The 18,173-nt window shown below is 47.9% G+C and carries 14 protein-coding genes and 2 tRNA genes; 11 read left to right on the forward strand and 5 right to left on the reverse strand.

Annotated features, from left to right (window positions below; all coding sequences use genetic code 11):
* Nucleotides 1–197: 197 nt before the first annotated feature.
* Together FVR03_RS07690 and FVR03_RS07695 are read left to right on the forward strand one after the other, a co-directional pair.
* Nucleotides 198–944, forward strand: a complete 747-nt coding sequence (locus tag FVR03_RS07690; RefSeq protein WP_147921162.1) for a proteasome-type protease — start codon at nucleotides 198–200, stop codon at nucleotides 942–944.
* Nucleotides 945–949: 5 nt separating this feature from the next.
* On the forward strand, nucleotides 950–1,798 hold the full coding sequence (locus FVR03_RS07695) for a transglutaminase-like domain-containing protein (RefSeq protein WP_147921163.1): 849 nt from the start codon (nucleotides 950–952) through the stop codon (nucleotides 1,796–1,798).
* Between the two features lie 308 nt (nucleotides 1,799–2,106).
* On the opposite strand, the gene FVR03_RS07700 is transcribed toward FVR03_RS07695, so the two are convergent.
* From FVR03_RS07700 to FVR03_RS07715, 4 genes are all read right to left on the reverse strand, one after another.
* Nucleotides 2,107–2,180: transfer RNA gene (locus FVR03_RS07700), tRNA-Pro, on the reverse strand.
* Between the two features lie 45 nt (nucleotides 2,181–2,225).
* Nucleotides 2,226–2,299: transfer RNA gene (locus FVR03_RS07705), tRNA-Arg, on the reverse strand.
* A 242-nt stretch (nucleotides 2,300–2,541) separates the two neighbouring features.
* Nucleotides 2,542–2,847 carry an ArsR/SmtB family transcription factor gene (locus tag FVR03_RS07710; protein ID WP_147921164.1) on the reverse strand — a complete coding sequence of 102 codons (306 nt, stop codon included), beginning with the start codon at nucleotides 2,845–2,847 and terminating at the stop codon, nucleotides 2,542–2,544.
* 299 nt (nucleotides 2,848–3,146) lie between these two features.
* Nucleotides 3,147–4,652 carry a catalase gene (locus FVR03_RS07715; protein ID WP_147921165.1) on the reverse strand — a complete coding sequence of 502 codons (1,506 nt, stop codon included), beginning with the start codon at nucleotides 4,650–4,652 and terminating at the stop codon, nucleotides 3,147–3,149.
* A gap of 367 nt (nucleotides 4,653–5,019) precedes the next feature.
* Here FVR03_RS07715 and FVR03_RS07720 point away from each other — a divergent pair, with 367 nt between their 5' ends.
* The 9 genes from FVR03_RS07720 to FVR03_RS07760 all read left to right on the forward strand — a co-directional run bounded on the left by FVR03_RS07720 (nucleotide 5,020) and on the right by FVR03_RS07760 (nucleotide 16,155).
* A complete protein-coding gene (locus FVR03_RS07720; protein WP_147921166.1) occupies nucleotides 5,020–5,841 on the forward strand; it encodes an SDR family oxidoreductase in 822 nt (273 codons plus the stop codon).
* A 273-nt stretch (nucleotides 5,842–6,114) separates the two neighbouring features.
* A complete protein-coding gene (gene uxuA, locus FVR03_RS07725; protein WP_147921167.1) occupies nucleotides 6,115–7,287 on the forward strand; it encodes a mannonate dehydratase in 1,173 nt (390 codons plus the stop codon).
* A gap of 439 nt (nucleotides 7,288–7,726) precedes the next feature.
* Nucleotides 7,727–8,041, forward strand: coding sequence for a hypothetical protein (locus tag FVR03_RS07730; protein WP_147921168.1), 315 nt, complete (start codon nucleotides 7,727–7,729; stop codon nucleotides 8,039–8,041).
* A 552-nt stretch (nucleotides 8,042–8,593) separates the two neighbouring features.
* On the forward strand, nucleotides 8,594–9,727 hold the full coding sequence (locus FVR03_RS07735) for a Re/Si-specific NAD(P)(+) transhydrogenase subunit alpha (RefSeq protein WP_147921169.1): 1,134 nt from the start codon (nucleotides 8,594–8,596) through the stop codon (nucleotides 9,725–9,727).
* Nucleotides 9,724–10,014, forward strand: coding sequence for an NAD(P) transhydrogenase subunit alpha part 2 (locus FVR03_RS07740; RefSeq protein ID WP_147921170.1), 291 nt, complete (start codon nucleotides 9,724–9,726; stop codon nucleotides 10,012–10,014). The genes FVR03_RS07735 and FVR03_RS07740 overlap by 4 nt, the downstream gene beginning before the upstream one ends.
* Before the next feature lie 3 nt (nucleotides 10,015–10,017).
* Nucleotides 10,018–11,424 carry an NAD(P)(+) transhydrogenase (Re/Si-specific) subunit beta gene (locus FVR03_RS07745; protein ID WP_147921171.1) on the forward strand — a complete coding sequence of 469 codons (1,407 nt, stop codon included), beginning with the start codon at nucleotides 10,018–10,020 and terminating at the stop codon, nucleotides 11,422–11,424.
* 674 nt (nucleotides 11,425–12,098) lie between these two features.
* The gene (locus tag FVR03_RS07750) at nucleotides 12,099–12,476 is read left to right on the forward strand and encodes a hypothetical protein (RefSeq protein WP_147921172.1); all 378 of its coding nucleotides are present in this window, start codon (nucleotides 12,099–12,101) and stop codon (nucleotides 12,474–12,476) included.
* Between the two features lie 104 nt (nucleotides 12,477–12,580).
* Complete coding sequence (locus FVR03_RS07755; RefSeq protein WP_147921173.1) at nucleotides 12,581–14,872, forward strand: TonB-dependent receptor; 2,292 nt, start codon at nucleotides 12,581–12,583, stop codon at nucleotides 14,870–14,872.
* 20 nt (nucleotides 14,873–14,892) lie between these two features.
* Nucleotides 14,893–16,155, forward strand: a complete 1,263-nt coding sequence (locus tag FVR03_RS07760; protein WP_147921174.1) for a sialidase family protein — start codon at nucleotides 14,893–14,895, stop codon at nucleotides 16,153–16,155.
* Between the two features lie 959 nt (nucleotides 16,156–17,114).
* On the opposite strand, the gene FVR03_RS07765 is transcribed toward FVR03_RS07760, so the two are convergent.
* A complete protein-coding gene (locus tag FVR03_RS07765; RefSeq protein WP_147921175.1) occupies nucleotides 17,115–18,098 on the reverse strand; it encodes an ABC transporter ATP-binding protein in 984 nt (327 codons plus the stop codon).
* Nucleotides 18,099–18,173 lie beyond the last annotated feature (75 nt).

Here is an 18,173-nt window from a genome sequence, read left to right on the forward strand (position 1 = left end):
ACAGCAGGTTATAAACCACCAGTAGGTGCGCCTCGGTTTGCCTGGGGCTACCGGTTATTTCAAATCGGGTAAAAGGCACTGCTCCGGTAGTTGCCGGAATATATAAATTATTTGATTAAAAACTTGTCTGCACATAATTTTTCTCAATCTCAGATTAAACAGGTAATTTATGCCCTCATCTAATCTGTATCCTGTTTATGACTTACTGTTTAGGAATAAAAGTAAAGGAAGGCCTGATCGCACTGGCTGATACGCGTATTACGGCAGGCACCAGTACTACTACCAAAAAGAAAACCTACATCGCCCAAAAAGATAATTATTCACTCTTCATTATGACAAGCGGGCTCCGGTCTGTAAGAGACAAAGCCGTGCACTATTTTCAGGAACTGGTGGAGGAAGGTGTGGTGTATAACAAACTCTACAAAGCTGTAAATGCCTTTGGCGAACAGATAAAGCGTGTAGCCGAAGAGGACAGGGCCGCACTGGAGCGTGCCGGCCTAAAGTTTAACCTTAACAGCATTGTAGGAGGCCAACTGAAAGACGACAAAGAGCACAAGCTTTTTCTGCTGTATTCTGAAGGTAACTGGGTGGAATTGGATGAAGGTTCGCCGTACGTTATAATCGGTAACTCGGGGCAGGGTAAAGCTATTCTAAACCGGGTGCTGAACGACACTACCACCATGAAGCAGGCTCTGAAAGCCGGGTTTCTATCGTTCGACTCGACAAGGGTGAGCAACAACGATGTGGAATTCCCGATCGATGTTATCCTTTATAAAAAAGATTCGTTTCAGTTGGTGGAGCACCGCTACGAGAAAAAAGATTTAGAGCATATAGCCGAACTGTGGGCGCAGAAACTGACAGATGCCTTGGAGGATATACCGGAAGACTGGATGGAGGAAGCCTTTAATGATAAACCAAGAACGAACTCAACTATTATTTCTTAACCCCTATGAAATTTAAGGTCCATTGTGAGCTGGAATACCAGGTGTACCAGCCGAGCACCTTTATTTTTAACATACATGCGCTCCGTACTGCCACCCAAACGGTGCTGGAGGAAGTGCTGGAAGTGGACCCATACATCAGATTTGAAGAGTTTACATCGGTGCACAGCACCAACCGCTTTGTGCGGATGGAGGTAAAGGAGCCGATGATGTTTAAGATTGCCTACAAAGCAGTAGTAGATCCGGCTTATACCATTATCGACCACGACTCTGCACTGGCGCCTGTGCCGGTGGTGCAGTTAGATGGCGATGTTATTCCGTATCTGTTTCCGAGCCGCTATTGCCAGTCAGATAAGCTGCAGCGTTTTGCCTACAGCAAATTCGGCAAAATAGAAAATGCCTTTGAGCAGGTGCTCACCATTACCGAATGGATTCATAAAAACGTGGAATATTTGAGTGGCAGCACAAACTCGCAGACTTCCGCCTTCGATACCATAACCGAACTGGCCGGCGTTTGCCGCGATTTTGCTCATCTGGGAATTGCCTTGTGCCGTGCGCTCTCTATTCCGGCGCGTTATTTTACCGGTTACTCTTATAAACTGTTTCCACCCGATTTTCATGCCTGTTTTGAGGCCTACATTGGCGGCCGCTGGATTATTTTTGATGCAACCAAACTGGCACCCTTAAACGGCCTCATTAAAATTGCCAACGGCCGCGACGCAGCCGATGCCGCAGTAGCCAGCACGTTTGGTAATGTTGCCTGCACCTCCATAAAGGTGGGGGCAGAGACAGCCGATCCTGAATTCGAGCCGTTTATGTACGAGAAATCAACACTGAAAGGCTTGTCTTACGAGTAAGCTGCTCCCTGTTAACCCTTGGCCTTCCGGATGCAGTTTTGCCTTCGGAAGGCCTTTTTTATTAGCATAATTAGTATGGTGCGGCAGCAAGTATAAGATATGCACCTGATAGTTTTAGTTTCTTCAACTGCTTAAACCATGAAAAAGTAAATAGGGTGCAACAAAAGTTGTAACAGCAGCAGGATGTGTTCTACTTTATCTGCCTGTTTTTTAATTCAGATGCTGCTATAAAAAAGGTGGCTTTTCTGGAGGCTGTAAAACGACAAAGCCTGCCAATCAGACACGATTGACAGGCTTTGTTGTTATAGTCGGAGTGGCAGGATTTGAACCTGCGACCTCCAGCACCCCATGCTGGCGCGATACCAGGCTACGCTACACCCCGATCGAAAGTAAAAGCCCTACATTGCTGTAAGGCTTTTAAATTCTGTGCACTCGAGAGGATTCGAACCCCTAACCCTCGGAGCCGAAATCCGATATTCTATCCAGTTGAACTACGAGTGCATTAGTGAGTGCAAAAATAGAAACTAAGTTGATAAAACGAAATTTCTTGATGAAAATAAAATCAGAATAATATGCTGAAAAGTAATCTACGGATCATCTGGTTCTGTAACAGCATAAACCCTAGACGGTTAAAGGCGCGTTTTGCTTTTGAAGGTCATTTTAATTAGAATAATTTGCTTTACCGGGAGCAGAAGCCGGCAAGGCTGCTGAAGTAGCCTGAGCAGCTCAGGCTACAGCCGTTTCTATAAAGCCTTGTTTCCGCTTATGTACCTGATTATCTGAACTATTCCGGTGTCGAGGAGCGAGTAGTACACGTGTTTTCCTTCGCGCTGGGTCTGCAAAACGCCTTTGTCGCGCATGTTAATGAGGTGGTGCGAGAGCAGAGACTGTTCAATTTTTAGGGCCTCCTGCAATTCGCTAACCGATAGGCGCTGCTTTTGCTCTAACAAGTCTATAATGCTTATCCGTACCGGGTGCGCCACGCACTTAAGTACGTAGGCTGCTCGCTCTAGCCGCTTCTGATCAACCCTTACTTTTATTGTAGACATACATGGGGTATCTGTAATAGTTATGTATGAACATGTGTTCAAGTGTTGTTTTCTACTAACTATTACAAATTATGTTTCTCAGAAGTTCCTGTAGCTACATTTTATACTACTACTTGTTAGCCTGTTGTTAAAACCAAAACAGCTGTCTCATAAAAGAAACAGCTGTTCGGTCACCATCAACAAACTAAACAGGAAAAATCGGTGGTATTGCCGCTCTGCTTTTGCTCTGGAGGAAGCAGGCTCTACATAACTATACCAGCTTCAGCAAAAAGCGGAATTACAAAAAGCTGACTCTTACATTAGTTGGCATGCATGGCCTGGGAGGAGTAGCTGCTTATATCTATGCCCAGGCCCTGTGCAATTCCCAGTCCAAGACCAATGTCGGCACGGAAGAAGTGACAGAGCTGGCGGTTAATGATCTCCATTCGTTTCGGACCGTCTATGCCCTGCATGGCGGCTACAATGTTGCTTATCGTATTCTTTTTCTCTTCCGGAGAGAGCAGCCGGAACAGGTCACCAGGTTGGGTGTAGTGGTCGTTTTCGCCTTCGGCGTTGCGGTCGAACCAATCTGCGGTTACGTTGCCTAAGTTTTGCGCGGGCTCTTTGTAGGCTTCATCGGCTTTTATATGGTCGAAGCTGTTCGGGAAATAGTTTGGGTGGCTGCCGCCGTTGCCATCTACACGCATTTGTCCGTCGCGCTGGTAGTTGTTGGTAGCAAAGGGGCATCTGTTCACCGGAATCTGCTCGTAATTGGCACCTAGCCTGTAGCGTTGCGCATCGGGGTAGGAGAGTATGCGGCCCTGCAGCATTTTATCTGGCGAAAACCCGATGCCATCTACAATATGCGCCGGAGCAAAGGCCGCCTGCTCTACATGGGCAAAATAGTTATCGGGTGTCTCGTTCAGTTCCAGCACGCCAACATCCAGCAGCGGAAAATCTTTTTGCGACCATACTTTTGTGAGGTCGAAAGGGTTCCACTTGTAGGTGGCAGCCTCCGCTTCTGTCATAATCTGCACCTTTACCGCCCACTTCGGAAAATCACCGCACTCAATGGCATCGTAGAGGTCGCGCTGAGCCTGGTCTGGGTCAAGGCCTTTCATTTCGGTGGCGGCGGCATCGGTAAAATTCTGGATGCCTTGCATGGTCTTGAAATGGAACTTCACAAAATGGCGCTCATTCTCCTTGTTTATAAACGAAAACGTGTGGCTGCCGAAACCGTGCATGTGGCGGTAGGAGAGTGGCGTACCCCGGTCCGTCATCAGAATCAGGACCTGGTGCAGGCTTTCGGGGTTCAGCGACCAGAAATCCCACATCATAGTAGCGCTTTTGCGGTTGGTGTGCGGGTTGCGTTTCTGGGTATGAATAAAGTCCGGGAATTTTTTCGGGTCTTTTATAAAGAAAACAGGCGTATTATTCCCTACCAGGTCCCAATTGCCATCTTCGGTATAAAATTTCAGGGCAAAGCCACGTGGGTCGCGTTCGCTGTCGGCACTGCCTTTTTCGCCGCCTACCGTAGAGAAACGCAGAAAGACCCGGGTTTCTTTGCCTGGTTGGCTGAAAACTTTGGCGCGGGTGTAGCGGGTAATGTCGTGTGTAACGGTAAAAGTGCCGTAAGCGCCACTGCCTTTGGCATGCACCACACGCTCCGGTATGCGTTCGCGGTTAAAGTGCGCCAGCTTCTCGTGTAATATATAATCTTCCAGCAATACCGGCCCACGCGGTCCGGCTGTCAGGCTGTTCTCGTGCTCAAAGTATGGTCTGCCGGAGGCAGTGGTCAGTCGGGTAGTTTTTTCTGTTTCGCTCATGGCTATAGGTTGTGCTTTTAATCAGGTTGATGATTCAAAAGTATAGCTTCCTGAAATATAGATCAAATCAATTAAAATTATAAAAGTATAGTTTATTTCTATTTAAGCTTGTTCGGTCACTTTTATCTTTTTGGCAAAAGCTTTATGTTAGTTAATTACTTACAGGTGTTAGAAAAATTAGGCGAATTCAGGTAAAACCTATACCTTTATGCAAACGTTTGCAGGTTATAGTGTTTTCTGTTTTGTCGTAACAAGCAGAGCAGCTATAAATGCGAACCAGACAATACCTGGTTTACAGTTTGCGATGCCAGTGCCTGCTACCTTAACCTGATTATGCTTACCTAAACACCTTATTTTTGATAACTATATGGCTGGAACAGAATTATTTTCATTAAAAGATAAAGTTATTGTAATAACCGGAGCAACAGGCGTACTCGGCGAGGCATTCTGCATGGCGGTGGCCAAGGCCGGTGCGAAGGTGGCCGTGCTGGGCCGGAACAAGGAGCGGGCAGAGGAGCGGGTAGAAGCCATAGAGGCAGCAGGAGGAGAGGCCATAGCTGTTTTAGGCGATGTGCTGGATGAGCAGCAGATGCTGGATGCCCGTGAGCACATCCTGACCACCTGGGGCACCATAGATGGCCTGGTAAACGCGGCCGGAGGTAACATGCCGGGTGCCACAGTATCACCTAACCAGAACCTGTTTGACATTAATATAAATGATACCCGGCGCGCTGTTGACCTGAACCTGTTCGGCACCATTATTCCTACCAATGTATTCGGGCGTGTAATGGCCGACAAAGGACATGGGTCTATTGTTAATATATCGTCGTTGGCGGCGCAACGGCCGCTGACACGGGTAATGGGCTATACCCTGGCTAAGTCGGCTGTGGAGGGTTATACCAAGTGGATGGCCGTAGAAATGGGGCTGCGCTATGGTGGAGGCATACGCGTAAATGCTATTGCGCCCGGAGTGTTTCTTACCGAACAAAACCACAGCCTGCTCATGAACGATGACGAAAGCTTTACCGAGAGGGCAGAGCAGTTTATCGCCAACACCCCGTTCAGGCGTTTCGGCGTGCCCGATGAGCTGGCCGGTACCCTCATTTACCTCCTGAGCGATGCCTCCGGCTTTGTAACCGGCGAAACCATACTCGTAGATGGTGGCTTTAACGCCTACAGTGGCGTGTAAAAAGATGTTGCCCTTGACACTAAATTGCTCTAAATGCTTTTGAAGGCCAATTCTATTAGAATAATTCGATTGCAGGTTGTTGCTTGATGATTGTTAAATTGTTGATGTGGAAAAGTTCTGAATGAGTGATTAAGTGGATGAGAGAGTATAAATCTCTTATCTCTATTTTAGATATCTATATGCCAACATCTGGCATCTAATAACTTCAATGAGCTGAGCATGTAGTGAGCAGGCGAAGCTGAAATAGTGATTCAACCCAAAAACATAAAATATATGTCGTTATTACAAAGCTGGAGATGGTACGGGCCAAACGACCCGGTTTCTTTGCAGGATATTAAGCAGGCAGGAGCTACTGGTATTGTAACTGCCCTGCACCACATCCCGAACGGACAGGTGTGGACGGTAGCGGAAATACAAAAGCGGAAAGAGGCTATTGAGCAGGAAGGCCTTATCTGGAGCGTAGTAGAGAGTGTGCCAGTGCATGAGTCTATTAAAACTCAGAAAGCAGGTTTTGAAACCTACATCGAGCACTACAAGCAATCTATACGGAACCTGGCAGCATGCGGCATCCGCATTGTAACCTACAATTTTATGCCCGTGCTCGACTGGACCCGCACCGACCTGAGCTACACCGTAGAAGATGGATCCAAGGCGCTTCGGTTCGAGAAAGCTGCTTTTGTTGCCTTCGATGTGCTGATGCTGCAACGAAAGGGAGCCGAAAAGGATTATACGCAGCAGGAACTCGAGAAGGCCCAGCAACGCTTTAACAGCATGAGCGACGAAGAAAAGCTGTTGCTGCAGCGCAACATCATCGCAGGTTTGCCAGGCAGCGAAGAAAGTTTTACGCTGGAGCAGTTCCAGCAGGCATTAGATACTTACAAAGGCATAGATGCCGCCAGGCTTCGCCAGCACCTGATCTATTTCCTGCAGCAGGTGGTGCCGATAGCCGACGAGGCAGGTGTGCAACTGGTCATTCACCCCGACGACCCACCGTACGCTATCCTGGGGCTGCCGCGCGTGGTTAGCACTGCCGCCGACGTAGAGGCTCTGGTAGAAGCGGTTCCCTCGCTCAACAACGGCCTTTGTTTCTGCACCGGCTCCTTTGGTGTGCGTGCCGACAACGACCTGCCAGCCATTGTGCGGCAGTTCGGCGACAGAATAAACTTTATTCACCTGCGCAGCACCCAGCGCGACGAAGATGGTAATTTTTATGAAGCCAACCACCTGGAAGGCGACGTAGATATGTTTGCCGTAATGAAAGAGCTGGTACTACTGCAGCAACAGCGCAATATCAGCATACCGATGCGCCCCGACCATGGCCACCAGATGCTCGACGACCTGCACAAAAAGACCAACCCCGGCTACTCTGCTATTGGCAGGCTGCGCGGACTGGCAGAATTGCGCGGCCTCGAAATGGGTATTGAACGGTCTTTAGCCAAAGCCTAGTGCTTCGCCATATTAAAAATTATGATGGCGCGAGCGTCCTTGCTCTTGACGATTATTCCGCGGCCTCTGGCCGCTTTGAAGCTCTTTTACAGGGGCACATAATTCAAAAAATAAATTGGAGGAGCACTAAATTATAGAAATTAGAAATTACACTGAAGTTGCACTTGCTGGTTTCTCGTTAAGATTTACCTGTCTTAGCTGTGAAACCAGCAACTTTTTTGAGCAGAGCCTACAGGGGCTTCTTTATTAGCGTTCCTGAATTTCTACTATCAACTTTAGTTCTGGAGAACCAGTCTGATTATTTAAATGAAAATGGCCTTCAGAAGGTTTTTCATTGTTTTTGATCCAAGGGTTATAGATGCAAAAGCTACTATGCAACCACCAGGTTATACTGTGGGTCTTACAGGAAAAGAGCATCATGTTATATTATTATTCGCCAATGAAAAAGCTTTTTCTAACCTTAGCTCCTTTTCTGTTGCTCTCCTGTAAAAACACTGATGCAGATGATGCTGCACCGATTATGGGCTGCTTTTCTGATGAAGTAATAGAGGAGGTGCGTCAGGTGGAAGGGCATGTTGAAATAGTGGGGAATACCTATGTGATCGAAACAGAAAGTAGGCGCTATTATCCTTGCGACTTCCCTTCAACTTTAACTATTCAGGGTAAACAAGTTGTTTTCGATGCGAGTCTTTTTGCGATACCACCACACTTCCGCCTGGTTGGGCAACCAATCCGTATCACCAGAATATATTAAATACAACCATCCTTCAGCTATGCCTTCTGTACTGCGGCTGCAGATGACAACCCAATTTACCGGGCTTTACTGTACTGTTTTTACAAGTGAGAAAAGTCGCGCATCGTGTGGCGTGCCACATGTGTCGTTTTTCTATAAGAGATGCAAATTCGAGATCTGAAGAGGTAAGACGCAAGCCAAGCTATTGGAGATAACAACTATTAGCTGAAAAAACAGTGCCTTCCTCCAACAATCAAAATCTTCCGCAACTGCCTCTGCTGTCGCAAACTAGCACTTGTTCAAAGGCAGTTTTAACAGATTAGCCCCAATTATAGCCTGTTTTTACTATATTTTGCAAAAAATATGGTGGTAGGGTTTTTATATTGATAATTTCTTTCTAATTTTTGCCACTTTTTACAAATTTTCAAAAGGTATTGCAAAAATGATGAATATCATGAAAGCTACCCTTAGTTAATGTTTTATTTGATCCCGACCCTGTCTAATTTAATGGAGAAACTGCTCTGGTAGTAACTGAATAATTTAAATTACTGATGACATTTTAAAAATTTAGCCTTGAAATTAGCCATTCTTAAAGAGAGCAAAGTACCTGAAAGGAGAGTCGCTCTCACCCCAGATGTGGTAAAGTCGCTTAGCAAAGCTGGTTTTACCTGTGGCATTGAAAGCGGAGCCGGTGTAGAATCTGGTTTTTACGACAATGTATACGAAGATGCCGGTGCCATTATATTTCCGGATAAAACGCCCATGCTGCAAGACGCAGACGTGCTGCTGAAGGTAAACGCCCCCACACCAGAGGAGCTGCAACTGATGCGCGACGGAAGCGCCTTTATTTCTTTTCTGTATGCGTACACGGTGCCGGAGTTACTGAGTATTTGTGTGCAGAAGAAAATTTCAGCCTTTGCCATGGATGCCGTGCCACGCATTTCGCGTGCCCAGAAAATGGATGCCCTCAGCTCGCAGGCCAACCTCGGTGGCTATAAAGCCGTGCTGCTCGGAGCAAACGCCCTGGGCAAGATTTTCCCGCTCATGATGACAGCCGCTGGTACCATCACACCTGCCCGTGTACTCATTTTTGGTGCTGGTGTGGCTGGCCTGCAGGCCATTGCCACGGCCAAGCGCCTTGGTGCTGTGGTAGAGGTAACCGATGTTCGTCCCGAAACAAAGGAGCAGGTTGAGTCGCTGGGAGGCCGTTTTCTGGAGGTGCAGGCCGAAGGTGTGCAAACAGAAGGAGGCTACGCCAAAGAAGTATCGGCAGAATATCTTCAGAAACAGAAGCAACTCATTACCAAACACATTGCCGATGCGGATATTGTTATTACCACCGCCCTTGTAATTGGTAAAAAAGCACCGGTGCTGGTAACGGCGCAGATGGTGGAGAGCATGAAACCAGGCTCTGTGATTGTGGATATGGCCGTTGAGTCGGGTGGTAACTGCGAGCTCAGCGAGTTCAACAGAACAGTTGTGAAACATGGCGTTACTATTATCGGAGAGTCTAACCTGCCGGCGATGGTACCTGTTAATGCCTCTGAGTTATACGCTAAAAATGCCAGCACGCTGTTGCTGCACCTGGCCAACAAAGATGGCTTTAAATGGGAGCTTGAAGAAGAAGTGACCAAAGGATCGCTTATCACTCACCAGGGAGAGCTGGTACATCAATTCACGAAAGAAATTTTAGCTAAAAAAGTATGAATGCAGAAACGCTATTAGTATTGCTCTACGTGCTGGTGCTGGCCAGTTTCGTAGGCTTCGAACTTATCTCTAAAGTTCCTCCAACTTTGCATACTCCGCTTATGTCGGGTTCGAATGCTATTTCGGGTATTACCATTGTAGGTGCCATTGTGGCTGCCGGTCCGCAGGACTGGTCGATGAGCAAAGGCCTGGGCATTGTGGCTTTGCTGCTGGCAACGCTCAATGTGGTTGGTGGCTACGTTGTAACCGACCGTATGCTCCAGATGTTCAAGAAAAAGAAAAAATAAGGCATGTTAGAGAAAGATTTACTTATACGAATTGCCTATCTAGTAGCATCTGTACTATTTATAATAGGTATTAAAATGCTTGGCAAAACATCTACAGCGCGTCAGGGCAACAGCCTGTCTGCGGTAGCCATGCTTATTGCCATTCTGGCAACGCTCCTCGATAGCCAGGTGCTTAGCCTGACCGAGATTTTTGTGACCATTCTGATTGGTTCTGCTATTGGCGCTGTGATTGCACGCCGCGTAGAGATGACCTCTATGCCGGAAATGGTGGCTATTTTCAATGGCTTTGGTGGTGCGGCCTCTGTGCTGGTTGCTGCTTCGGCTTACTGGGCTCTTGCTCATACCGCTGGAGTTAGTATGGATGCGGTTGTGTCTGTAACTGTTGTGATCAGTATCATCATTGGTGCTGTAACGCTTACTGGTTCATTGGTTGCCTTCGGCAAACTGAAAGGCATTATTAACGGACGCTCGGTGACCTTTGGTGGCCAGCACGCATTAAATGCTATTTTGTTTCTATCGACCATTGCGTTGTCGGTAATGGTGGTACTAGAGCCTAACGAGGAAATTTACATGCTCGGCGTTATTGTTATTGCGCTGCTGCTGGGTATTCTGACAGTTATTCCGATTGGCGGTGCCGATATGCCGGTGGTTATATCATTGCTGAACTCCTATTCTGGTATTGCGGCCGCTGCTACAGGTTTCGTACTCAACAACCAGGTGCTGATTATTGCAGGTGCATTGGTAGGTGCTTCCGGCATCATCCTGACGCAGATCATGTGTAAGGCCATGAACCGCTCGCTCACTAACGTATTGCTCGGTGGTTTCGGGCAGACAAAAGCCGGTGCTACCTCTGAGAGCGGCGAAGAAATAGTAGTGAAAGAAGTAGGCGTGGAAGAAACGGCAATGCTCTTCGATTCTGCTTCGTCCGTAATTATTGTGCCGGGTTATGGTATGGCCGTGGCGCAGGCGCAGCACGTGGTACGCGAACTCACCGACCTGCTCGAGAAGAGAGGTACTTCAGTTAAGTTTGCCATTCATCCGGTGGCCGGTCGTATGCCGGGCCACATGAACGTACTGCTGGCCGAGGCCAATATTCCGTACGACAAACTGGTGGAGATGGACCACATTAACGATGAGTTTGCCAACACTGACATTGCGCTTATTATTGGCGCGAACGACGTGGTAAACCCTGCAGCACGTACGAACCCGGGTAGTCCTATTTTCGGGATGCCGGTACTGAACGCCGACAAAGCCAGGACCGTAATTGTGTGCAAGCGAAGCATGAATGCCGGTTATGCCGGTATCGAGAACGAGTTATTCGGCTACCCGAATTGCCTGATGCTATTTGGTGATGCGAAATCTTCTATGGCAAAAGTGGTAAGCGAGCTAAAAGAATCGGTTACGGCTTAAGGAGCTTCGCCAAATTCAGAATCAGAAATATTGAAAAATCTGCTTTAATGGCCCTTACAGAAGTATTTCCATCAGTTTTTCATGTGGAAGTTGCTGATTTGTTTTGGCAGCTATACTAAGTACAGCAGCTTACCTTTAATTTATAGCGGGAGCACTACCGGGTTCAGGTATTGCTCCCGCTTTTTTATGACCTCACAGCGTCTACAAGACCTGTGAGCGTGTCATGGATAGCAGCTAATAATGAATTATTTGAATTGTTTTGCTAGGTTGCTTGCGCCTTCGGCTAAATTATTCAAATGAAATTGGCCATTCGAAGGCAAAAAAGATATTAGATGCTAGATTATAGATGTTAGACCTTTAATTAGTTAAAAAGTGAAGAGTTAAGAGTTTTCATTCACTCATCTTCAAATCTCCAGAACAACCATCCAGCCATTTAACAATTTACAATCAGCAGCCAGTAATTATTCAAATGAAAAGTGCCTTCCTGAGACTTTGCTGCTTCTGGTTCATCTATCCAGTTATCACCCTGGAAAATAGATTTTCTCACATAATTGATAATTATCACTTTACCCCATACCTTTGATCATTCTTGATCTATAAGAGTAGACGCAATTTGGGAATATGGATATCAGTAATAAAAATTCTTTGTATTCGGTATTCCTGACGTAAAATACGTGAATAGAATTTTTATTATATCGCTACTGGCCATCATGGTGCTGCAAACCTTCAGCAAGGTGTTGCTCATCGTGGATTACCAGGCCAACAAAGCGTATATAATGGAGTTCCTCTGCATTAACCGCGACAAGCCTGAACTGGCGTGCGAGGGCAAATGCCACCTTTCAGAGCAGCTTAAAAAACAAGATGATGCCGAAAAGCAAGGTGGTGCTCAGAACGTTGCAAAAGAAGTTCAGCTAAACCTGATCTGCCAGCACACCTTTTCCTTCGATTTCCGCATATTTTTACCCTCTCAGCCTGCTGTGGCCGTTTTCGATGCTGGCAGCGTTGTCAGGCCATCCTTCGATTTTTTCCATCCACCACAAGGCATAGTATAAGCTTTCCTTTGCAGACACCTCTGTGTTTGCGCCTGTTACAGTTGCCCGGCCTCATGCTGCAGGGTAATTTATTGGCTTTGGTTTAACTTATTCTATACTTTTTTATGAAACGGATGCTTTGCCTTCTCGTGTGCCTGCTGGTGCACGGGGCCACGGTGTATGCACAGTCTGGCATCAGCGGCCAGGTGTTGGATGCACAGACAAAGGAGCCTCTTTCAGGGGTTTCCATACATGTAAAACAAGCCCTCAGCGGCACACAAACAAACCCAGATGGCAGCTTTAGTCTGGCAGCGGCGACACCAACAGATACTGTCGTTTATTTTTTTGTTGGTTATAAACAAAAGGCTGTGGCCGTTGCCAATCATCAGCGGCTTGTGTTGCTGCAACCAAGTTCAAACCTGTTGCACCAGGTGGTGGTGTCGGCCAGCAGAGAAGCGCAGGTACGCACCGATGCACCTGTCGCCATCAGTGCCATTTCGAAGGAGGTGCTACTTGAGACGAAGCCCACTTCTCTGGAGCAGGTGCTGAACAAGGTCAGTGGGGTTTACATGGTGAACCTGGGCAACGAGCAGCATACCATGGCTATCCGGCAGCCTATCGGCTACAAAAGCCTGTTTCTGTACCTCGAAGATGGTATTCCTATTAGAACAGGGGGTAATTTTAACCACAACGCCCTCATCGAAATAAACATGGCCTCCCTTAAAACCATTGAGGTAATACGCGGGCCTGCTTCGTCGCTTTATGGTAGCGAGGCCATAGGAGGGGCCATTAACTTTATAACACAGGCACCATCGCAGGTTTTTACAGCCAGGTTGCAGGCCGAAGCCAGCGACAGAGGCTACAGGAGGACCGATTTCAGTGTATCGAATACAATAGGTAAGCTGGGAATATACGTGGCAGGTTATTATGCAACGCAGCGGAACGGCATTATCGAGCACAGCGATTTTGATAAACTGGCGCTCACCCTCCGCACCGACTATGCCCTCAGCGACAGAACCAAACTAGTAAGCACTGCCAGTCTGATCGACTATGAGACAGAACAAACCGGAGGTCTCGACTCCAAGCGTTTCTATGCCAAAGAGTACAGCAGCCTGCACACGTTTACTTACCGAAAAGTAAATGCCTTCAGGCTCAGAAGTACCCTGGAGCACGATTGGGACCAAACAAACAGCACACGCGTTACGGCATTTTATAGAAATAACAGCATTGGGCAGAATCCCTTTTACGCCATCAGGAACAACGCCGCTAACCCATTAATAGCGAAGGGCGAGATAAACGAAGATGCCTTTCAGAGTTTTGGTTTGCTGGCCCAGCACCGGAAATCCTTCTCTTTCCTGAATGCGCAATTAATTGGAGGCTTAAGCGCCGACTATAGTCCTGCAGCTTACGTGGCAGAGGAGATCGCCATAGACCGGGATGATGCCGGGAAGTATATACAATACGCCAAATCAGATGTGTTATTAACCAATTATGAGGCGCAGCTACTAAACACGGCGGCTTATGCCCAGTTTGAGCTGAACCCGGTAAACAGGCTAAAGGCTTTGGCTGCTATCCGGTACGACCGGCTTGATTTTGACTTTAACAACCACCTGGAGCCAGGGGCTTTTTCTGGTGCACCAGATGAGCGAAACGGCTTTAATAGTCTGACACCCAAGCTGGGGCTGACCTATGATCTTGGCAAAGGCATGGGCCTGTATGGGAATTACAGTGCCGGGTTTACGCCGCCACAGATCTCGGAGCTTTACCGTGGGGTGCAGGTGCCCACTCTGAAGCCAGCCAGCTACTACAACCACGAAGCCGGCGGCTGGATCAGTTTTGCCCAGGCAACCGGCTACCTCGACCTAAGTGTGTACCAGCTCGATGGCCAAAACGAAATTGTATCGGTGAGGCTGGACGATGGTTCCTATGAAAATCAGAATGCCGGGAAAACCCGCCACCGTGGCGTAGAATACACGCTGCGTTACCAGCCAGCAGAAGCGATTGCCTTTCGGTTTAGTGGTACCAACGCCCGGCATACGTACCTCGATTTTGTAGAGCGCGGCATAGATTTCAGTGGAAAAGAAATGGCCACAGCGCCACGCTTCATCAGCAATACGGAGCTTACTTACAAACCAGCCTTTGTTAGCGGCCTGCGCATGAGCCTCGAATGGCAGCACCTGGGCAAATATTTCCTGGACCCTGCCAATACCGAGCGTTACAGCGGCTACGATCTGCTGAATGCCCGCCTGGGCTACAGCATCAGTGGGTTTGAAGTATGGATAAACATGCTGAACCTCACAAACCAACTCTACGCCACTACCGCCGATAAATATGCCTATGGCCATAGCTACCGCCAGGGTAGCCCCAGAACCACACACATCGGTATTGCCTATAACTTCAGTGCAAAGGCTAATTAATTTTAAACAGTTACAGCAAAATGAGCAAAGGCATAACCTATTCATTTCATAGTATTACTTACATATTTTTAGGATTGGTGCTTCTTTTGTCAGGCTGCCAAACCTCAGCTACAGATGCTGTTACTGCGCCAACTCCATTCCGGATTTCTGAAGCTGGACTGGCAGCATCGTGCCCCTTCTTGACGAAGGACCAGCAAGGCCGTGTGGTGCTGAGCTGGGTACAGGCAAGCGATTCGCTGGGTAATTACCTGCTAACCTATGCCGTGTCAGAAGACGGTGATGAAACTTTTGGAACGCCTCGCCCCATACCTACTACTAAAGGAGTTTATCCTCATGATGAAAATCTGTCGAAAATCCTGTTCCGGCAGAATGGTGACATAATAGCTATGTTTGCCGTGAGCAACCCCAGGGAACAGAACAGCTATGCCGGTTTGGTGTATTATACCCAGTCGTTTGACAAGGGCCGCACCTGGACGGAGCCAAGGCAGCTGGCAACCAATACGCAGGAAAGCATAGATGAGCGCTATTTCGATATGGAGTTATTGCCAGACGGTGAAGTAGCCGCTATCTGGCTCGACTCGCGGAAGGAGGACCAGGCGCATGGTTCTTCGCTTTACTTTGCCCGCACCAAAGGCCGTGAAGGGTTTGTGGGGGAGAAAGTGATCGACTCAGACCTCTGCCAATGCTGCCGCACCGACCTCTACCTCGACGAGGAGGGGAGACTGCACGTGGCTTACCGGGGAATTCTGAACCGGCAAATCCGCGATATGATGTACATGGTGTCAGCAGACGGAGGAAATAGCTTTTCGGAACCGGAACGCATCAGCGAAGACAACTGGCTGATTGATGGCTGCCCGCACACTGGTCCGGCTATGGCTGCTACAGCGGGCGGTATGCACTTTGCCTGGTTTACGATGGGTGGTGGCCACGGTGTTTATTATGCCCGGAAAGCCAATGATAAACCATTTACAAAACGGGAGGTCGTAAGCCAGGCACCGGCAGCGCGACATCCGCAAATGGCTGCACTCTCAGGCGGTAACCTAGCCATTGTTTGGGATGAACAGGCGGCCCGGCAGACAGCACCTAACCACCAGGTGGGCCTGCAGCTGCGAAATGGCAACGGCGATTTTTTGCACGCCAAACCTATCACACCAGATACTTTGAACGCTGTTTACCCGGTTATCTCACCTCTCAGCGAAAACAGGTTGCTAGTGGCTTATACTGTTAAAGGTACTGGCGCTACAGAGGTGTGGTGCCAGGTAATTTCAGCGGAGGCCAGGTAGCGTAATTCGAAATTTAATTTTAGGGGAGGTGCCAAATTATTTCCTAAAGCTTCGGACTAATGCGCCAGCAAAATACTACTATTCCCAGAGCAGGTAAAACGAACGCCTTTACAAGTAATATCAGACCTCGCAACGTTTTACAGACCTGCGAGCGTCTTGCTACTAAGCTAATCATCACCTAATCAAGACCCTGCTTACCTAGAAGCCCAAAAACTGTAACTTATGCAACTGTTACTAAAAGTTTCAAGAACATCTTGAAGGAGGCTTCTAATTAGCAGAAGGGCTACATCAATTATTCAAATGATGTTACGCACCTTCAGGTAAGTAGCAGCTTTAAGTTGGTTCTAATACATATGGTAACAGTTTCATTCGGTGCCCTTAGCCCTGCATGTTCCATTGTTTTGCTCCGAGCGCTCAAGGCCGCGGGGCCTCGTTCTTGGGTTGAGCGCCTTTGCATCTTTCCTGCCCGCAAGCGGGCTGCCGCTCCCGCGGCACCGGAAACCTGCAAAGGCGCTCAACCCAAGAACTGGGATTAAGGGCTACGAGCATCTGCTACTGAAACAGCAGCTATAATTAAAGGGGCAGGAAATACAAATTTTATTCAATATACTGAGTGCGTAACTTCAATTATTCACTGATGTTACGCACTATTATACTACAGAAGAAAATGTCCCCCTTTGAAGGGGGTAGGGGGATGTTAAACTTACTAGCAAAAACGTGGGCAATGAACTTGATGCTTCTGCAATTTGAAAATAATTGATCACATGTGTAAATCATCCCCCAACCCCCTTCAAAGGGGGACAATACTCAGTATGCGTAACTTCAATTATTCAAATGAAAATGGCCTCCAGAAGCAATTACATGAAAAAAGTGTCAAGGGTCTTTTTGGGTAAAGTTGCCTACCATTTACCTATCGGGAGCAGTTGGGGCAGAAAAAGTGCTCAGCATAGCATAAGCGCTTATACATACGACACATCGGCAGGCGAAAAGGAAACAAATACCTCGGAGCCTGGCTGGTGGTGCGGGTCTGTAGTTTTGGAAGTAACAACTGTACCTGCCACCTGTAGCTGCACCTCGTAATGGCTGCCAAAGTAATTAACCTGCTGTACAGTAGCTGCCACGCCCTCCGCAGCATCTGCTGACAAAAGAATATTTTCGGGGCGGATCAGCAGGTTTTTGCCGTTCAGGCTGATGCCAGTTGCAGTGGCCACTGCTTTTGCAGCTGCTCCTTGCAGCAGGTTGTAATTTCCGAAGAGGGCGGCGGTGTATTCGTTTACAGGTTGTTTATAAATCTGCTCGGGGGTGCCTCGCTGAATGATTTGCCCGGCCTGCAGCACCAGAATCTGGTCGGCCCACGAAAGCGTGTCGTGTGGGTCGTGCGAGATGAGGATACAGGTGATGTCGAGCTTTTCGCCGATGTCGTGGATGATGGATTTGAGGATTTTTTTGTGGGCGCCATCCAGGTTAGAAAAAGGCTCGTCGAGGAGCAGGAGCTTTGGCCGTTTTATCAGCAGCCTCGCCAGTGCAATGCGCTGGCGTTCCCCACCCGAAAGCTGGTTTGTCTGTCGCTTGGCCAGGTGACTTATCCGGCAGAGGTCGTAGAGTTCAGCTGCCTCTTCGGAAGAGAGCTTGTTGGCGTATTTCAGAATTTGCTCCACCCGTAAAAACTGCGGCAACTCGAATTGCTGCGACAGGTAAAAGATATGCGGATGGCCCGGAACCAGCTTTTCGACAGGTCCGATTACTTTTCTGCTTTCAAAAAAAACCTCGCCGGCGCTTGGCTCTGTAAGCCCGGCAATTATCTGCAGCAAAGTGCTTTTGCCAGAGCCTGTCTCACCTGCAATGGCAATTTTCTGAAACTCCTCCTGCGAAAAGCTGACATCTTGTAGCGCCGCATTTTCATTTTCAAGCAGACTGACTCCTGCTACATTTAAAAAACTCATAGTAGATGTTAAGTAGCTTTACCTCCGCTATTAGCTGAACGAAATTTGCCAGCCACTGCCCCTGTGGTTGCCACA

It is taken from the genome of Pontibacter qinzhouensis (assembly GCF_008017455.1).
Lineage (GTDB): Bacteria > Bacteroidota > Bacteroidia > Cytophagales > Hymenobacteraceae > Pontibacter > Pontibacter qinzhouensis.

Bases quoted from the DNA above. Each gene is read 5' to 3' on its own strand.
- FVR03_RS07755 (WP_147921173.1), top strand. From the start codon at position 12,581: ATGAAACGGATGCTTTGCCTTCTCGTGTGCCTGCTGGTGCACGGGGCC.
- FVR03_RS07730 (WP_147921168.1), top strand. From the start codon at position 7,727: ATGAAAAAGCTTTTTCTAACCTTAGCTCCTTTTCTGTTGCTCTCCTGT.
- FVR03_RS07715 (WP_147921165.1), bottom strand. From the start codon at position 4,652: ATGAGCGAAACAGAAAAAACTACCCGACTGACCACTGCCTCCGGCAGA.
- FVR03_RS07695 (WP_147921163.1), top strand. From the start codon at position 950: ATGAAATTTAAGGTCCATTGTGAGCTGGAATACCAGGTGTACCAGCCG.
- FVR03_RS07710 (WP_147921164.1), bottom strand. From the start codon at position 2,847: ATGTCTACAATAAAAGTAAGGGTTGATCAGAAGCGGCTAGAGCGAGCA.
- FVR03_RS07690 (WP_147921162.1), top strand. From the start codon at position 198: ATGACTTACTGTTTAGGAATAAAAGTAAAGGAAGGCCTGATCGCACTG.
- FVR03_RS07740 (WP_147921170.1), top strand. From the start codon at position 9,724: ATGAATGCAGAAACGCTATTAGTATTGCTCTACGTGCTGGTGCTGGCC.
- FVR03_RS07765 (WP_147921175.1), bottom strand. From the start codon at position 18,098: ATGAGTTTTTTAAATGTAGCAGGAGTCAGTCTGCTTGAAAATGAAAAT.
- FVR03_RS07745 (WP_147921171.1), top strand. From the start codon at position 10,018: ATGTTAGAGAAAGATTTACTTATACGAATTGCCTATCTAGTAGCATCT.
- FVR03_RS07760 (WP_147921174.1), top strand. From the start codon at position 14,893: ATGAGCAAAGGCATAACCTATTCATTTCATAGTATTACTTACATATTT.
- FVR03_RS07720 (WP_147921166.1), top strand. From the start codon at position 5,020: ATGGCTGGAACAGAATTATTTTCATTAAAAGATAAAGTTATTGTAATA.
- uxuA (WP_147921167.1), top strand. From the start codon at position 6,115: ATGTCGTTATTACAAAGCTGGAGATGGTACGGGCCAAACGACCCGGTT.